Genomic DNA, 16,964 nt, shown 5'->3' with positions numbered 1-16,964 from the left:
TGTGAATTTAACTCATTTTTCGCTCACAATAAGAGTGTGATTGATACTTGTGGATTTAAAACTGTTAAAGTGCTGTTAGATCAACGAGCCTTACAGCACAATTGCATGTGAATTAGGGCCTGGTCAGGCAAAGGAGGGGTAATGTCCTTCGGACTGATTGCTGTAAAGATGCGGCAATCAATCCTCTAGAGAAGGATTCGCGACGTTTTGAGCGAACGTTATACAGACTATGGACAAATGCGATCATAAAGAAGTATTTTTAAAAGTAACATCTTAAGTATACCCTTCACGAATCATTTTTATGTGCGCTATCCATAGCGCTCACCCTAACGGGCCAGCGAAGCTGTTCTAATGTGTTCCCGACACATTAGTAGGGTTTGTTGTCAGCACTCTTGACCACCAAAGATGGTGGAAATGCAGTTTATGCATAATGACATGGATGTCATATAGTAGAGCAATGCAGGAGCTATTGCCGAGGAGCATTTAACGGCCACCCCTAAAACCCTTCGTTTTGGTTATGTTTGCTTTGATTCACACGACAAATGTGAATTTTTAACTTTCACTCTTATAGAGTTCAAAATCATGACTCACAGTAGATAGAATATTGGCGATTTTTGCTGGCTCAAGAGGAGGCTTTATAAAACCATGGTAGTCCCCTTTGGGGTTGAGAATTAATAGGTTTCCACTATGGTCGACTAAGTAATTCTCCGTTTTGGGATGAGTGATTGGGTTAAAAGGTACATTAAGTTGCGAAGCTAAGTTGTAAATATCTTTAATTGAACCTGTTACACCTGTAAAGTAATCACCAAAAAAAGGTAAATAGTTAGCCAGCTGTTCCTGAGTATCGCGCAATGGATCAACAGTAATAAAAACAAAGTTCACATCACTTGCTAGTTGTTGGTAATGTTCCCCTAGCATTTTTTTAAGTGACGCTAGCTCTGTTAGGGTAGTGGGACAAATATCAGGACAAAATGTATAACCAAAAAAAATAAGTGTCCATTTGTCTTTAAATGTTTTTTTAGTAACGGTATTTCCTTTATGGGATACTAGACTTATATTGTCGAAAGAGCGTGGAGTATCAAAAATATAAGCGCCTTGAAGTCTGAGTTGGTCGCGATCTAATGGTGCTGGCGTCATCATTCGATTAACGAAAAGGCCTAGTGTCAGTGCAACAAAAATAATGAGACCCGTAACGGTGAGTTTAATTCCCTTTGGCATGGTTATTATCCTGTGTAGTGATCTATAAGAAGTGCGCTAAACAATAACATGAGATAGGTTATGGAAAACTTAAATGTATTGATGGCTGCTTTTTTATTTTCTTCATTAAACAGTTGGTAGCACCAATAAATAAAGCGTCCACCTAGCAGCAATGCTGATGCTAAGTAAATGAGACCTGCCATACCAGTTAAAAATGGAAAGACCGTAATAATAATTAATAATAAAGTATAAAGCAGTATATGTAATTTTGTGTAATGCTCACCATGAGTTACAGGTAGCATGGGAATATTAGCAGTGGCATACTCAGCTCTTCTATGTAGAGCAAGTGCCCAGAAGTGTGGTGGGGTCCAAGCGAAAATAATTAATACCAGTAATAATGCATTAGCATGAATTTCACCAGCGACAGCACACCAACCAAGCAGAGGGGGAGCAGCACCTGCTAAGCCACCAATAACAATATTTTGTGGTGTTGCCCGCTTGAGGAGAAGGGTATAAATAACTGCATAGCCTATTAAAGATGCGAGTGTTAACCATGCCGTCAAGGCATTAACTAGCCACACTAATATACACATACCTAACAAACCAAGTACTGCTGCAAAGATAATAGCTTGCTGATGTTCAACGCGACCTTGTGCAATAGGACGGTTGTGAGTACGTGCCATTACCAGGTCAATTTTTTTATCCACAATGTGATTGATAACTGCAGCAGATGCAGCACATAAGGCAATCCCAATATTACCGAATAGCAAGATATGCCATGCAGGAATAGATTCTGAGGCTAGCAACATACCTATGAGTGCCGTCATCATTAACAGCGCAACAACTTTTGGCTTACATAATTCAAGGTAGTCTTGCCATCTAGCGGTTTGTTTTATTGGAAGCGTATTATTCATTTTACAAACTCTCCTGTTGAGTTGGACATCTCATGGAGATTAATAGTGTTATGTTGATTATTATTTATTTTAAAGAGATGGTAACAAACGAAAATGCAGCTAAGAAGTAATAATGCACCACCTGCATTATGTGCAACAGCAACACTAAGTGGAAGTAACCAAATAACATTGCTGATACCTAAACTGACTTGGATGCACAGTGCGCTTAATAACAAAAGTAATGCATTAGCAACATTTTTTCGTTGATAAGTCAGTAAGGGTAATAGTTTTTGTTTAATCCATAGTATTAGAAATAACAAATAAAATGTTGTAATAATCGCACCCACTCTGTGGGCAAAGTGTATTGCTGTTCTAGCGGAGCTGTCGAGCTGCCCACCAAGATAGTTAGGACCAATTTCTTGAAATACATTAAAACCCGCTGAGAAGTCCATCTCTGGCCAATATGTATTATGGCATGTGGGTAAATCAATGCAGGCTAATGCTGCATAGTTTGAGCTAGTCCAGCCACCTAACATAATCTGACCTGATAAAATAAAGAGTGCACTAATTCCAAGCACTTTTGCTTTTATTAATGTATCGGTCAGGTTTTTATTACTATTTGACCTGTGAGTAATATTAGAATCAGTGCCTGATCTTGAAGGATGAGTGACTTTGTCTTTAGGGAAAATGGTCGATTTTCTTTTAAGCCTTAATGTCAGCAAAAATAGTAAGCTAAAAGTAGCAAATCCGCCGATCAGATGAGCAAGTACCACTTGTGGCCACAATTTAAGAGTTACAGTCCACATGCCAAAGGCAGCTTGCAGTATGACAAGCATTAAAATTGCGATGGGCAGTTTAACGGGCTGATTTTCCTGATGTCGATTGCGGTAACAATGTGCTGCAAGAAATAATATAAGTATGCCTAAGCTGCCTGCAAAATACCGGTGAACCATTTCTGGCCAACCTTTGTGGGTTTCTACAGGCGTTTCTGGATAACGTAATTCTGCTATGTTAATTTCATCCTCTGATGTGGGTACAGTAAGAAATCCATAACATCCTGGCCAGTCAGGACAACCTAGGCCAGCATCAACAAGTCTGGTATAAGCACCTAAAACAACAACAATACCTGCCAACAGTGTGGCAATAAGCGCACAATAATATCCTGGTTTATTTGGCATGGTGATCTCCTTATGATACAGCAAGCTATACCTTATTTATTTAGCTCGGTATACCCTTCGCTTCGGGTATATCCGTAACAAATTATGTTTAGCGTTTGTATTTGATGAAATTACCTTATTAACATTTAGCGGTCTTCTTTAGCCAATAAGTGATATTTTTAGTAAATGTTTTATATCTTTGAGTAAGTCTTGTCCATTTTGTTTTGCGCTATATTGCATAATAATATTGCCGAGAGGGTCTACTAAAAAGATACCAACGTTATCTTCAGGGAAATTATGTTTAATAAGTTTTGCTAGAGGATCTAAGTGACCAGGTTGAGAGGGTAAATAGTTAAGTCTAGGGTGCTGGTTTTTTAGCTCTGTTTGAAGTGGATTTATTTGTGTATTGAGTAAAATACGTTGTATACGATTTGCTTCTTTCCCTAGAGCAATATGGACTTGACGGGTTAGATATAATGCTTGTTCACATTGTTCCATACATTTATTGGTAGGAATGATTACTATTGACCAGTGGGGATCTACTTGCTTGTTTAGCCATAATGATCCGTTGTTTATGTTTAGTTTTTCAATAGATAACTCTGGTTGTAATAAAATACCTCGATTTGTAGTAGTTGATGGCACTAAAAAACCTGTTTTGAACATAGTAGAAGAAAGAGCCATAACTACAATTGGTGTACATAAGATAATGATAAGTAATAGTTTATTTTTTCTGCTGGATGACATAGGGACTCCTTTCCTGTGACTTCATGTCTCACTTACTTACTGGTGAATTCAGGTTTATATTTGTTGCGATAAGCATGTATGCCTATCACTAGCAGCATTACAAGCATTAAACAAACGAGTGCAAACCATTGCACTGCATAAGCTGTGTGCTTTTCTGGTGACATATTTATAGGTTTTAAGTGATAGGTAAACGTATAGTTACTATTCGCGGAAAGAACGATAACTGTATTTAATACGTTTGGTGACGCTAGAGTACTATAGAGCTGTGCCAGATTAAGGCGTTGAATAATTTGTGGCCAGACTTTGTTAGTTAAAATATCTTGTTTTAACGTAAAATGGTTGCTGGGTTGATAGAGTACTCCTTGCAAAGTAACATTCGTATAAATTGGATCTACTTTGGGTAGTTGAGTTCGGGATATACCTTGAGGCACCCATCCTCTATTTATAAGAACCGTATCGCCATTGTTTAGGTGAAATGGCATTATTATATCGTAACCTGCGTAACCATTGATAACTTGGTTATCCAGTAGAAAAAAACGCTGATTATCAAACCTGCCGGAGAGAGAAATCGGCTGGTAGTTTGCCAAGGAGGTAATTTGCTCTGCAGAGTGAATAGTTACAGGTTCACTATTTTTCAGTAAATTATAACTATTCAGTATCACTTGTTTTTCTTCTGCACGGCCTAACTGCCAAAAACCAAGGTAGGTGAATAGTGGTATAGTTACTACAGATAATAAGGCTATGCGTATAAAGTACTTCATAACGAATAAAATACTATTGACAAATTATGGATAATTGGTTTTGTTTAATAAACATAGGGTGTTTAGGTCCATTACTCATGATTCTTAAAATTATTATTTTGATTCTCTTAGTGGCTGTAGTAGTCAGTCTGGCATCAGGCTTTTATTTTTTAATACACGATCAAAGCAAAACGAATCGTTTAGTTAACTCATTAAAGGTCAGAGTGGGCCTTACACTGATTATCCTTTTACTACTTGCTTTTGGTTATTATACAGGGGAGTTTCAGCCTAAGTCCCCCTGGATTTACTCATTAAGTGAATGACATGCATGTGAGTAACTTTCCTTCTTGTTTATCTCCAGAAAAAGATTGTTAAACAGTTATACCTGAATGTACCCTAAAAATGGTGCAAACAGAATTTTATTACAACGACTTTTACGGTTGCTTACTTACTGGTTGAAAACGGTACGAAAAAGGCTGCGAAATATGAATAAAGTCATTATGGATGGCAATTCCGTAGCCTTTTTTTAACTATACTTTCCGTTTTGCAATAGCTTAATCTATATTGATAAATGCTAAAAAACGTATACAAAAATAAACAGTCCTATCCAGACTACATCAACAAAATGCCAATACCAGGAGGCAGCTTCGAAAGCAAAATGGTTATCTGCAGAAAAATGACCTTTTAATATACGAAACATCATAATTGTCAGCATGATTGCACCCAGGGTGACATGGGCACCATGAAATCCGGTCAAAATGAAAAAGGTAGAACCGTAAATACCTGCTGCTAGTGTCAATCCAAGTTCGTTATAAGCATGGATATACTCTTCTGCCTGGAAAAAAAGGAAAGCAAAGCCCAGTACTAAGGTGACAGCTAGCCAACCGATCAGCATTTTTCGCTTGTTTTCGCGCAGAGCATGGTGAGCAACCGTTACCGTTACACTGGATAGCACAAGTAACACGGTATTGAGTAGAGGTAACTTCCAGGGGTCAATAACTTCTGATGCGCCAGGATATAAACTATTGTCAGGATTTGTTAAGAGTGGCCACTGGCTTTGGAACTCAGGCCATAGTAACTGGCCTGTCAGTCCTTTATCACCTTCACCTCCTAACCAGGGTACTGTAAAGGTTCTGACATAAAAAAGTGCACCAAAGAATGCAGCAAAGAACATAATTTCAGAAAAAATGAACCAGGTCATGCCCCAGCGAAATGTACGATCCATTTGCGGGCTATACAGTCCACTGCGACTTTCTTTGATGACATTACTAAACCAGCCAAACAGCATATAAGCCATAATGAGGCCACCTAGAAAAAGAATCCAGTGAGCACTGGATTCTTTATTACCTGTTTGGCTGTCGATCAGCATGCTACCCGCACCATACATCGTTAAAAATAAGCCCACCGAGGCAATAATGGGCCACTTACTCTGTTCTGGGACGTAGTAGGTAGGATGACTTGCCATGTCTTCTCTCCGGTTTTCTGTGTTGGCAGCGGGCTCAGCGTTATTGGGTTCATTAGCCATATTGCTGCCTCCACTTAATTAGAATGTGATGGTGTAACATCAAATAACGTATAGGAAAGTGTAAGTTTTTTTATATGTTTAGGTAGCGCTTGATCAATCACAAAACGCATTGGCATATCAACTTTTTCGCCAGAAGTTAAGCGCTGCTGGTTAAAGCAAAAACACTCCGTTTTATGTAAATAATCAGCTGCATCAAAAGGTGCGATGCTTGGGATAGCCTGGGCGACCATCGCTTGTTCTGAAGGGTTATGTGCAAAAAAAACCACACTTTCAAGTTGACCAGGATGCACCTTTAGCTCGGTTGTTTTGGGATAAAAATCCCAACCCATTTTATCGTTATTATTAGTGACAAACTGAATGGTAACTATACGGCTCTCATCAATGGAAACTTTTTCAGTTTGGTATTGGTAAGGGGTATTACTGGTTTTGCCATTAATACCCGTTACTTCACAAAACACATCGTAGAGTGGAACCATTGCAAAACCAAAGCCAAACATCGTCAGTGTCAGTAAGACTAACTTCAATGTGGTTTTTTTGACTGAGCTATCCATTGCCATACTATGAGTTATTTAATGTTAGTTGTTAATTCATATTAAATTGGTTATTTCACATCAGGTGGTGTGGTAAATGTATGGTAAGGAGCTGGAGAAGGTAGCATCCATTCTAAACCTTCGGCACCTTCCCATGGTTTGGCACTGGCTTTTTTGCCTCCCATAATGCATTTAATCACAATGAATAAGAATAGCAGCTGCGTAAAGCCAAACAGGAATGCACCTACACTGGAAATCATATTAAAGTTAGCAAACTGTAAAGCGTAATCAGGAATACGGCGTGGCATTCCTGCCAATCCAGTAAAATGCATGGGGAAAAACGCTAAGTTCATGCCAATGAATGACAACCAAAAATGTACTTTACCCATGGTCTCATCGTACATATAGCCTGTCCACTTAGGCAACCAATAATAAACACCTGCCATAATGCCAAAAATAGCACCAGGCACTAATACGTAGTGAAAGTGAGCAACAACAAAGTAGGTGTCGTGATATTGAAAGTCAGCGGGGGCAATGGCCAACATCAGTCCGGAAAAGCCTCCGATTGTAAATAAAATGACAAACGCTACCGCAAATAACATGGGTGTTTCAAAGGTTAATGCTCCCTTGAACATAGTTGTTATCCAATTAAAGACTTTCACTCCAGTAGGGACGGCAATCAGCATGGTGGCATACATAAAATACAGTTCACCAGTAATTGGCATACCCACAGTGAACATATGATGCGCCCATACAATAAAAGACAGAAATGCAATGGAGGCCGTAGCGTATACCATAGAGGTATAGCCAAAGAGTGGTTTACGTGCAAAGGCAGGAATAATCGCAGAGACAACCCCAAAAGCAGGTAAAATCATGATATATACTTCAGGGTGCCCAAAAAACCAGAATACATGTTGGAATAATACCGGGTCCCCGCCACCTGCTGCACTAAAAAAGCTGGTGCCAAAACTGATGTCCATTAACATCATGGTGACGACACCTGCAAGAACAGGCATAACGGCAATTAATAAAAAAGCGGTAATTAACCAGGTCCAGACAAATAATGGCATTTTCATTAATGTCATACCTGGTGCCCGCAGGTTTAAAACGGTAGCAATGATGTTAATGGCACCCATAATTGAAGAAATACCCATCATATGCACAGATAAAATAAATAACACCGTTGAAGGGGGCGCATAGGTTGTGGATAAAGGTGCGTAGAATGTCCAACCAAAATTGGGACCGCCGCCTTCCATAAATAATGTGCTGCTTAACATGGCAAATGCAAAAGGCAAGATCCAGAAACTCCAGTTATTCATTCTGGGCATGGCCATATCCGGTGCGCCAACCATCATCGGCACCATCCAGTTTGCTAAACCAACAAAAGCAGGCATGACAGCACCAAACACCATAACCAGGCCGTGCATGGTTGTCATTTGATTAAAAAAGTTAGGGTCAACTATTTGCATACCGGGCTGAAACAGTTCAGCTCGAATAACGAATGCCATGGTGCCACCGAATAAAAACATGGCAAAACTAAACCATAAATAAAGGGTACCAATATCCTTATGGTTAGTGGTTAGCACCCAGCGCCATAAACCTTTAGCGGGTCCATGGTGATGATCTGTCGTATGTCCTTCTAATACGGCACTCATAATCTATCTCCCTTGAATTACTGAGCAGCCTCATTAAATTTCACTATATCCTGAGGTGTAACCATATCGCCTTTATTATTACCCCACGCATTACGCTCATAAGTAGTAACAGCAGCAATATCAACCTCACTCAGCTGCTTGCCAAAGGCTTGCATAGCCGTGCCTTGTTTGCCGTTAACGATAATATCAATATGGTCTTTTACATCCCCGGTCATGATGAGAGGACTGTCCTTTAGAGCGGGGAATACTGGTGGCATACCTTCGCCATTCGCCTGGTGACAGACGGCACAGGCTGTATTATAGACCTTTTCACCACGAGCCATGAGCTCTTCCATGGACCATTCTTTTGTGGTCAGCTCTTTTTCTTTTTCTGCTTGTTCCTGTTTAGCTGCTAACCAAAGTTTGTAGTCATCTTCAGTTTTGGCTTCGATGACAATGGGCATAAAACCATGATCTTTCCCACATAGCTCTGCACATTGTCCCCGATAAACGCCAGGTTTCTCAATTTTTGTCCAGGCTTCGTTAATAAACCCTGGTATTGCATCTTTTTTAACTGCTAAGTCAGGTACCCACCATGAGTGAATAACATCAGCAGAGGTAATGAGAAAGCGTACTTTCTTGTCAACCGGTACCACAACAGGCTCATCAACCTCTAATAAATAATTGGCATTTTTGGGCTTAAGGTTATTGATTTCATCTCGGTGAGTGCTGAGATTACTGAAAAAGCCAATTTTTTCGTTGAGGTAATCATACTTCCACTTCCATTGATAGCCTGTTATTTTAATATCAATTTCAGCTTCACTGGCATCGTAAGCTTCAATGAGTGTTTTAGAGGCTGGGATGGCCATACCAACCAAAATGAAAAAAGGGATTGTTGTCCAGATAATTTCAACCAGTGTATTTTCGTGAAAAGTGGCAGGTTTTGCTCCCCTCGATTTACGATGCATAAGCATCGACCAAAACATAACTCCAAAGACAACAATGCCGATGACAACGCAAATCCAAAATATTGTCATATGCAAATTATAGATTGACTGACTTACGGCGGTAACTCCTTCACGCATATTGGCCGCCCAATCTGCTTGAGCGTACCCGGTACACCATAGTAAGCCAAGCCCCAACAGCTGACGTTGACGCAGTGCTAACAACATTCCATGTCCCCTGGTTTTAGTATGATTACAGGCTGTTCACATTCTTAACTTATTAGTTTTAGATCACATATACCCTTTACGAATCGTTATCATTTGACAGTCGTCCCTAAAAACCTTCGCAGTAGGTATAGCTAGTTTAAGAATAAAATTGGTCTAATTTATGACAATAATAATGCTAATTAGGTATAATAAAGTTGTTTGTTAAAATTGAATGACATTACATGTGTATTAATGCGCTTTTTTAGTCATTTGTAAATTGCAGCCTTTATGACAACACCCTGACTTATTTACTCTATGAAATATATTCATAACGATGTATGGCGATTTGCTTGGCCGATGATCATTGCCAATGTGACGACGCCTTTATTAGGACTCGTCGATGCAGCTGTTCTTGGGCATTTACCTTCACCTATTTATTTAGGCGCGGTTGCAATTGGTGCTTCAATATTCAGTTGTATTTATTGGAGTATGGGATTCTTCAGAATGGGTACTACAGGTTTAGTCGCTCAAGCCTATGGTGCAAGAGATTCAAAGTCAATTATTAGAATACTTTTTCAGTCAATCATACTTGCCATTGTAATAGGTTTAGTCTTAATACTATGTGCTAAACCAGTATTTTTGTTAAGTACAACCTTTTTTCAACCATCATCTTTAGTAAGCGCTGAGCTTGCAAATTATTACTTTATTCGAATTTATTCTGCTCCTGCCGTACTCATTAACTTTGCATTGTTGGGGTGGTTGATAGGTATGCATAAAACGCGAGCACCTTTATATTTAATGTTATTGGCAAATAGCGTGAATATTGTGCTTGATGTTTTTTTCGTCATGGGGCTGGGTATGACGGCTACAGGTGTTGCACTTGCTACAGTCTGTGCAGATTATCTCAGTATGGGGTTTGGATTATACTTAGTAACTCGTGTATTACGTGAACAGATAATTCAACTCGATTTTTCAGGTATATATTATAAAGCTGGATTTTTTCAGTTATTGAGTGTTAACCGTCATCTATTTTTTCGTAGTTTAAGTTTATTATTTTGTTTTGCCTTTTTTACTGCTCAGGGTTCACGATTAGGTGATACTACTTTAGCTTCTAATGCGATACTTATAAATTTTCTATTGTTAATTTCCAATGGCCTAGATGGCTTTGCCCATGCTGCTGAAGCTTTAACCGGCAAAGCAGTTGGAGAGAAAAGTAAAATCTTGTTTAAAGCTACAGTTCGAACCACAGGTTTATGGTCTGCTATTATGGCAATCTTTTTTTTACTGGTATTTTATATGGGAGGAGAAGTAATAATCGCATTACTCACTGATATTGAAGAAATTAAACAAGCAGCAAGCCATTATTTACCTTGGTTAATAGCATTACCTTTAGTGGCGGTATGGAGCTATTGGATGGATGGAGTTTTTATAGGTCTGGCAAGGACAGGTGTAATGCAGAACACAACGATAGCCGCTACCCTATGTTTTTTTCTACCTATTTGGTATTTGGCAAAGCCACTAGGTAATCACGGTCTTTGGTTAGCTTTTTATGCCTTTAGCTTTGCCAGAAGTGCATTAATGTGTGCAAGCTATTACCTGCTTGATAAAAAGCAGAAGCTTGTGGTCTGGAAAAATGAGTAAATGTTCCAGAAAGCAGTTATTAGTCGGGTATATATTAATAGTATACCCTGACTTACGCTGCTATTTTGAGTTGTTGAAGTACAACCTTTCAAGAATATAAATACTCTTCTGAAAAACCTCTATACTTACCCAATACGAATGATTTTTAGGTACGCCATCGAATGATGAAGCCCAATGAGCCTATATTACCCATGAGCTTATATTAATAGGTGATTGGGGTGAAGATAGCAAAATCTAGAAATCATTCATTGAAGGGTTTATACACGCGTAAAACCTATTTAGGCTCTGGCACATAATAAGGCGCATGATGAGTGAGCGCTATTTCGGTATGCTCAATAGATTTAGTCGAAGTTAGATAGTTGATGTCTATAACGCCATTACTCCCACTGTTAGGAATAAAAGGGAAATTAAACATAAGATCTATACTCGTAGTAATGGAAATATAAGTGTAGATTCGAGTTGATAAGCATATGAATATTAAACAAAAGATGATGTTGTTAGCTACGGTACCTATGGTACTTGTGGCACTGTTGGTTAGTTTACTTGCTTACTATGGAATGGATCATCTTGGTAGTGCTCAGTTGGAACAGACACGTCAGCAAATGATGGAAAGTAAACAGAATGAATTAAAGCAGTATATTGATATTGCGCTTACGGCTATCAAACCATTATATGATGGTAGTGGATCAGATACTAATCAAGAGCAAGCGAAAAACATTCTTAGGGATTTACGTTACGGTGGATCAGGTTATTTCTTTGTGTATAGATATGATGGCACTAATGTTGTGTTAGGGCCAAAACCAGAGCTTGAAGGAAAAAATTTAATTGATTTAAAAGATGCCGAGGGCAATCCAGTAATAAGAAATGTAATTGACTCTGCACGCAGTAAGGATGGCTTTACTCAGTATCTTTGGGAGAACCCTAGCAGTAACCTGAATGAGACAAAGCTTTCCTATAGCGTTGATCTCGATAAGTGGGGATGGGTCATTGGAACCGGATTTTATATTACAGATATTGATCAGCAAATCGCGTTAATGGAAGAGAAAGTATCTGAACAACAAACGTATCTATTGACAATTATTTTTGGCGGGACAATTGTCGCATTGCTTATCACAATGTTTTCTAGTTTATGGATTACACACTCTATTACACGACCATTACAAGAATCTGTAGCGTTAATGGAGGATATTTCTGAAGGTGATGGTGATTTGACAAAACGGCTGGCGGTTAATGGTAATACAGAAGTAGATCGACTTGCGATGGCCTTTAATAAATTTGTTGAAAAGATACATAAAATTATTATTCAAGTCAGAGGTACTACTCAGTCTATTCAGGATGCAACGCAAAATATACATAAATTAACCAAGCATCATAGTGGACAGTTGCATCTTCAGCGTTCAGAAACAGATCAAGTTGCAACCGCGATGCATCAAATGTCAGCGACTGCAAGTGAAGTTGCTCAAAGCGCTACGCAAGCTGCAGAGGCTGCTAATAAGGCTCATGAGGAATCAGATGAAGGAAGTCAAATCGTACAAAGTACAATCGGTTCAATTGATGAGCTTGCAGACAGCTTGGAAAAAACTAAAGAAGTCATGAATAAACTGGATGCTGAAACGGAAAATATTGGTTCAGTATTAGGTGTTATAGGGAGTATTGCAGAACAAACTAACTTATTAGCATTAAACGCTGCGATTGAGGCTGCAAGGGCAGGAGAGCAAGGTCGTGGTTTTTCTGTTGTAGCAGATGAAGTACGAAGTTTAGCAAGTAGAACACAAGCGAGTACTCAAGAAATTCAAGAAATGATTTCGCGATTGCAGTCTGAATCATCAACAGCAGTAAAAGTAATGAATGCCAGCCGGGATCAAAGTCAAATGACTGTAGATCAGTCTAAAAAAGCAGGAGAAGCGTTATCTGCTATCAATGATTCTGTAAATATTATTAATGATATGAACCATCAAATTGCCAGCGCAGCAGAAGAGCAAACGAAAGTGTCTGAGTCTATCAATCAAAATGTCACTGAAATCTCTAACATTATCAGTGATGTTGCTCATGGTGTAGAAGAAACGGCAGAAGCCACAGGAAAACTCTCTGAGCAGGGTAAGCGTTTGGGAGAGTTAGTGTTTCATTTTAAGGTATAGCTGATATGGATATTAAATAGAAATACGATAATGATTATTCAAAAACTATCAAAGATCATTGATAAGACATTAAAAGATGAAGTCATACTAAATAACTATAAACGTTTTTTGCAAAGCGAAGCCGAAGATTTAAGCTTAAAACTGCGGATTCCACAGAATGATGTACAACTCTATGTGTACAGCCTTACGCTTGATTACGCCAGACTAGTACCAAAATTTCTGGAAGGTATAGATAAGTTATTTAAAAAATACCATATTTTAGATGACTGGTTGCCAGTGTTAAAAGTGATTGTTAACTTTTTTATTTCACCAATGGACTTGGTGAAGTGTAAGTCTGATATCCATCAATTAATGCTAGAGTCTTATCTCGCAATGAGAATACTAGAAGAAATAAGTGAGTTTTTTTTAGAAAGAACATTTACGCCACTGCTTCCTGAAAAAATTGTTTACTTGAATGCGACAATGCACAGTATCATTGGTGATTCTGTCGCTCAAGTTCTTGATGCAGTGGTCATAGATATAGTTAATTCAAAATTTCCTGGCCATCAACAGCTAAGTGCTGAACTACACGATTTTTTACTGAAGTTAACAAACAAAGAACAAGAGTTACTTCCAAAATGGCCTAACATAAACTATGAGATTAAAATTAAAGAGGCTATTAAACTTTATCTAAATAGCTAATGTCTTATTATAGGTGTTTTAGTCTGTAATGCATATAAATAAGGTAAGTAATCAATTTTGTGGAGACTGAGTGATGTATAAAATCATTGTATCTTTATTGTTGTTCATTACAATTAATTCTTGGGCGGATCCAACACAAGGGGTTAAGTATTTAACGGAAGAGTTTCCGCCATTTAATTTTAAAGGAGAAGACGGAAATCCTGCAGGGATAAATACAGATGTCTTAATTGAAATGTTCAAAAAAATGGGGAGTCAAAATAGTTATAAAGATATCAAAATTCAACCCTGGGTAAGGGGTTATCGTACAACGTTAGAAGAAGGAAGTATGAATGTATTATATTCAGCAATTAAAACACCTGAAAGAGAAAATTTATTCAAATGGGTTGGTCCATTAACAGACTCAACTAATGATATAATTGTTCTTAAGCAAAATGCCAGTAAGGTGAAAATAGAGAAAGATTCAGATCTTGTTAAATATAAATATGCTGTAATAAGAGAGGATATTGGTGAACAGCTGTTAGTTAAAGCAGGAGTTAAGAGTTCGAATATTTCATATTCGACAAACTTGTTTGCGATGATAAAAAAACTACAGGATGATAAGGTCGATGCAGTTTCTTATAATGGTACTGTTGCCAAATGGCTTATAAAAAAACAAGGGATGAATCCATCTGACTTTGAAATTGTTTATACAATGAAGTTAGGTCAGCATTATTTTGCGTTCAATAAAAGTATCGATGATAATGTAGTTGAAGCGCACCAGAAAGCACTGGATGCTGTAAAGAATGATCAAGCGCTAATGTCAAAAATTAAAGATAAGTATTTGAAGTAGTAACTTATATATTGGTTTTGTTGGTTTTGCCTAGAGGGTTTTCGTTTTATAAGCTGTATTCGATAGCAAAGCCTCAACTCATTTTATATGAAAGAAACGAAATGCCTGCTATCTCTGGTTTATCGGAATCAATAAGCGCTGTATAGAGCTTGAAAGAAAGTTACTTCGAGCAATTACAGTGCAAAAAAAGTCTTAATGCCATTTAGGATATTTGTTATAGCTACCGAAGAAAGTATTAATCCCATTATTCGACTGATAATGCTTGCACCGCTAGTGCCAACAAAACGATTAATCCAATTAGCGCAAAGCATAAGTATGAGAACGATTAGTAAAACGAAAACCATGGTGGCAGCTGTTTGAATTTGTTCAGATAAACTATAGCGGGCATTCTCAGTAAGCAGAACTGCCGTTAACATTGCACCAGGGCTAGCAATAGAAGGAACAGATAGAGGAAATATGGCAGTTTCATTTTCGCTAGAGGCCAGTTTAACTTCTTCTTCAGGTTTGCTTTCTCCAAATATCATAGTAAGCGCAAAAAGAAAGAGAACAATTCCTCCTGCTATCTGAAATGCTGAGAGTGGTATACTCATTGCTATAAGTATTATTTCTCCAGCAATAACAAAAAAAATAAGGATTAATGTGGAAAATAAAAATGCTTTTAGCGCAATATTTCGTCGTTCTGACTCTTTGTGATGACTGGTAACTGCAAGAAAAACTGGAATAGTTCCAATGGGGTCAATGACTGCAAAAAAGTAGATAAATGTTGCAATATAATCTATCACGAAAATTACCTTAAGATTACAGCCATAAAGATGTTACAAAAAAATGAACTCACACTTGTATTTCATCGCTTACATATACTTTTCTTGCTTTCTATTTATGGGCTGAGTACATTTGTTCTCGTAGCTTTTCTGAAGCTTTACTGTTACATACTTCAGCTATATAGTACTGGATATCGTCTTTTGACTTTTTTGAGACATTTTCGAGTAGGTCATATATAAACTGCATGTTACCTGTTGGTAAGCATCGAAAAGTCCATGCTTGTATATGATTTGGTACTCCTAAGGCCTTGTTTTTTTCAGCACCCAGTAGAGAAAATGCACCTTCAAAAGATGAAGGTAATGCGGGCCTGATAAAGACAATATAATCAACGAAACGGTTAAACTGTTCTGACATAATTTGACTCATTCGCTTGATGGCTATAAAGTTTTGGCGTAGTAATACCTTCAGCAAGTGTAAATATATACTTTATACAACTTTTATTGCTGATAAGTTTCTGTATCAGATATTAAGGAGCCTCCAGGGAAGGAGGTTCGGCGGTTTTGATTTGTGCTATGTAGGCTTTGTGGAAAGGCTCTTCAGAAATGACTTTAAAGGAAAATAAAGTAGCGTTGTCTAATCAACCCACTTAACTGTTGCCATTGTGTGTGTTTTTGGTCATCCAACTGGTTGGATAATGACTGGACACATGTTTGCTCATTTCTGAGTATAAACAGCTTATTTTTTTCCAAAGAGGTGGTATAGTCGGTGATTGATAGATCCTCATCATCGCTTAATTCTATCAGATGCAGGTGAGTATTAATGTATTTTTTATCATTTCCTGTAATGCTACCAGCGACCGTAGCTTTCAAGGTTGGTGTTTCAATATAGCGGTGAATAGTTCCTGTTGAGTTTGCAGGAACAGTAACTGTTAATAGCTTACGAAAGCTACTCATATCTGGCTCTGCAAAAGATACAGTATCTTCTAATTTATGACTTAAATTTTCACAGTTAACAGCATGAGACTCAAACCACGAAAATTCTAATTGGTAAGCTAGCGCTGGGCAGGCAGCAAACCAAACTAAGGTCAGACATAATTTATTCATATAGAATCCTGAAATGCTATATTTTTGAGTTACCCATATAGCATATATATGGTTCTTTATAAATATATGAAATATACCCTTTTAAGCTATATAACTGATAAAAAGGGTATAGTGGTACGGCCTGAAAACCTTAGACACTTTTTATGGTAAAAATGTAACTTAAACCATAAGAGGTAAATCATGGGTAAAGGTATCCGTTACTCAGGCGAATTTAAACAAGAAGCAGTCAACCAAGTCGT

The 16,964-nt window shown here is 38.0% G+C and carries 17 protein-coding genes; 5 read left to right on the top strand and 12 right to left on the bottom strand.

Annotated features, from left to right (window positions below):
- Positions 1 to 552: 552 nt before the first annotated feature.
- The 5 genes from KHS79_RS20155 to KHS79_RS20135 form a co-directional block, all read right to left on the bottom strand.
- On the bottom strand, positions 553 to 1,218 hold the full coding sequence (locus KHS79_RS20155; RefSeq protein ID WP_038290245.1) for an SCO family protein: 666 nt from the start codon (positions 1,216 to 1,218) through the stop codon (positions 553 to 555).
- A gap of 5 nt (positions 1,219 to 1,223) precedes the next feature.
- Positions 1,224 to 2,111 carry a heme o synthase gene (cyoE, locus tag KHS79_RS20150; protein ID WP_212721318.1) on the bottom strand — a complete coding sequence of 296 codons (888 nt, stop codon included), beginning with the start codon at positions 2,109 to 2,111 and terminating at the stop codon, positions 1,224 to 1,226.
- Positions 2,108 to 3,268, bottom strand: coding sequence for a COX15/CtaA family protein (locus KHS79_RS20145; protein WP_212721317.1), 1,161 nt, complete (start codon positions 3,266 to 3,268; stop codon positions 2,108 to 2,110). Before KHS79_RS20145 ends, cyoE begins: the two co-directional genes overlap by 4 nt.
- A gap of 138 nt (positions 3,269 to 3,406) precedes the next feature.
- Positions 3,407 to 3,991 carry a thioredoxin domain-containing protein gene (locus KHS79_RS20140; RefSeq protein ID WP_212721315.1) on the bottom strand — a complete coding sequence of 195 codons (585 nt, stop codon included), beginning with the start codon at positions 3,989 to 3,991 and terminating at the stop codon, positions 3,407 to 3,409.
- A 32-nt stretch (positions 3,992 to 4,023) separates the two neighbouring features.
- Positions 4,024 to 4,752, bottom strand: a complete 729-nt coding sequence (locus KHS79_RS20135) for an SURF1 family protein (protein WP_212721313.1) — start codon at positions 4,750 to 4,752, stop codon at positions 4,024 to 4,026.
- 26 nt (positions 4,753 to 4,778) lie between these two features.
- Here KHS79_RS20135 and KHS79_RS20130 point away from each other — a divergent pair, with 26 nt between their 5' ends.
- Positions 4,779 to 5,054 (top strand): twin transmembrane helix small protein, encoded by a 276-nt coding sequence (locus KHS79_RS20130; protein ID WP_325167768.1) that lies wholly within the window; start codon positions 4,779 to 4,781, stop codon positions 5,052 to 5,054.
- Between the two features lie 251 nt (positions 5,055 to 5,305).
- Here the strand turns inward: KHS79_RS20130 and KHS79_RS20125 are convergent, their stop codons facing one another.
- The 4 genes from KHS79_RS20125 to coxB all read right to left on the bottom strand — a co-directional run bounded on the left by KHS79_RS20125 (position 5,306) and on the right by coxB (position 9,592).
- Positions 5,306 to 6,196: a cytochrome c oxidase subunit 3 gene (locus KHS79_RS20125; protein ID WP_212721464.1), complete on the bottom strand. Its 891-nt coding sequence runs from the start codon at positions 6,194 to 6,196 to the stop codon at positions 5,306 to 5,308.
- A gap of 74 nt (positions 6,197 to 6,270) precedes the next feature.
- Complete coding sequence (locus KHS79_RS20120) at positions 6,271 to 6,807, bottom strand: cytochrome c oxidase assembly protein (RefSeq protein WP_206196656.1); 537 nt, start codon at positions 6,805 to 6,807, stop codon at positions 6,271 to 6,273.
- Between the two features lie 50 nt (positions 6,808 to 6,857).
- Positions 6,858 to 8,441 carry a cytochrome c oxidase subunit I gene (ctaD, locus tag KHS79_RS20115; RefSeq protein WP_027707319.1) on the bottom strand — a complete coding sequence of 528 codons (1,584 nt, stop codon included), beginning with the start codon at positions 8,439 to 8,441 and terminating at the stop codon, positions 6,858 to 6,860.
- A 17-nt stretch (positions 8,442 to 8,458) separates the two neighbouring features.
- On the bottom strand, positions 8,459 to 9,592 hold the full coding sequence (gene coxB / locus KHS79_RS20110) for a cytochrome c oxidase subunit II (RefSeq protein ID WP_038290243.1): 1,134 nt from the start codon (positions 9,590 to 9,592) through the stop codon (positions 8,459 to 8,461).
- A 294-nt stretch (positions 9,593 to 9,886) separates the two neighbouring features.
- Here coxB and KHS79_RS20105 point away from each other — a divergent pair, with 294 nt between their 5' ends.
- The 4 genes from KHS79_RS20105 to KHS79_RS20090 all read left to right on the top strand — a co-directional run bounded on the left by KHS79_RS20105 (position 9,887) and on the right by KHS79_RS20090 (position 14,860).
- Positions 9,887 to 11,212 (top strand): MATE family efflux transporter, encoded by a 1,326-nt coding sequence (locus tag KHS79_RS20105; protein WP_212721311.1) that lies wholly within the window; start codon positions 9,887 to 9,889, stop codon positions 11,210 to 11,212.
- A gap of 470 nt (positions 11,213 to 11,682) precedes the next feature.
- The gene (locus KHS79_RS20100; protein ID WP_212721309.1) at positions 11,683 to 13,350 is read left to right on the top strand and encodes a methyl-accepting chemotaxis protein; all 1,668 of its coding nucleotides are present in this window, start codon (positions 11,683 to 11,685) and stop codon (positions 13,348 to 13,350) included.
- 30 nt (positions 13,351 to 13,380) lie between these two features.
- Positions 13,381 to 14,031 (top strand): hypothetical protein, encoded by a 651-nt coding sequence (locus tag KHS79_RS20095; RefSeq protein ID WP_212721307.1) that lies wholly within the window; start codon positions 13,381 to 13,383, stop codon positions 14,029 to 14,031.
- Between the two features lie 73 nt (positions 14,032 to 14,104).
- On the top strand, positions 14,105 to 14,860 hold the full coding sequence (locus KHS79_RS20090) for a substrate-binding periplasmic protein (RefSeq protein ID WP_212721305.1): 756 nt from the start codon (positions 14,105 to 14,107) through the stop codon (positions 14,858 to 14,860).
- 173 nt (positions 14,861 to 15,033) lie between these two features.
- Here the strand turns inward: KHS79_RS20090 and KHS79_RS20085 are convergent, their stop codons facing one another.
- From KHS79_RS20085 to KHS79_RS20075, 3 genes are all read right to left on the bottom strand, one after another.
- Positions 15,034 to 15,642 (bottom strand): MarC family protein, encoded by a 609-nt coding sequence (locus KHS79_RS20085; protein ID WP_212721303.1) that lies wholly within the window; start codon positions 15,640 to 15,642, stop codon positions 15,034 to 15,036.
- A 91-nt stretch (positions 15,643 to 15,733) separates the two neighbouring features.
- A complete protein-coding gene (locus KHS79_RS20080) occupies positions 15,734 to 16,036 on the bottom strand; it encodes a hypothetical protein (protein ID WP_212721301.1) in 303 nt (100 codons plus the stop codon).
- Between the two features lie 194 nt (positions 16,037 to 16,230).
- Positions 16,231 to 16,725, bottom strand: a complete 495-nt coding sequence (locus KHS79_RS20075; protein WP_212721299.1) for a hypothetical protein — start codon at positions 16,723 to 16,725, stop codon at positions 16,231 to 16,233.
- Between the last annotated feature and the right edge of the window lie 239 nt (positions 16,726 to 16,964).

This window comes from Zooshikella ganghwensis, from assembly GCF_018263875.1.
Classification (GTDB): Bacteria; Pseudomonadota; Gammaproteobacteria; order Pseudomonadales; family Zooshikellaceae; genus Zooshikella; species Zooshikella ganghwensis.
This window is presented reverse-complemented; position numbering and strand designations above follow the sequence as displayed.